Source organism: Streptomyces sp. BE20 (assembly GCF_036322525.1).
Taxonomy (GTDB): domain Bacteria; phylum Actinomycetota; class Actinomycetes; order Streptomycetales; family Streptomycetaceae; genus Kitasatospora.
In genome coordinates this window covers 1-309 of the sequence record NZ_JAQYWW010000071.1, presented here as the reverse complement: position 1 = coordinate 309, position 309 = coordinate 1, and the positions used below count along the sequence as shown (strand labels likewise).

The following is a 309-nucleotide window of genomic DNA, read 5'->3' as shown; positions in this document are numbered from 1 at the left end:
GGTTGGTGAGGAGAACGACGCGGGCGATGGTTCTCCGGCCGCTCACGGGATCAGCTTGCCCGGGTTGAGGATGCCCGCCGGGTCCAGCTCGGCCTTGACGGCGCGCAGGATGCGCACGCCCAGCTCGCCGATCTCGTCGGGCATCCAGGGGCGGTGGTCGGCGCCGACCGCATGGTGGTGGGTGATCGTGCCGCCGGCCGTCAGGCGGGCGTGGCAGGCGGCGCGCGTCGCACCGGCCAACCGCGCCATCGGGTGGTCGCGGAGGGCGGGGACGCCCGTGAAGTAGCGCGAGGCGCCGGTCGGGGCGCC

General features: G+C 75.4%; 1 protein-coding gene. It reads right to left on the bottom strand.

Going from position 1 to position 309, the window contains the following annotated elements; translation table 11 throughout:
• Positions 1–42: 42 nt before the first annotated feature.
• A partial coding sequence (locus tag PUR61_RS00265) for an FAD-linked oxidase C-terminal domain-containing protein (RefSeq protein ID WP_329874366.1) occupies positions 43–309 on the bottom strand: 267 nt, incomplete at its 5' end.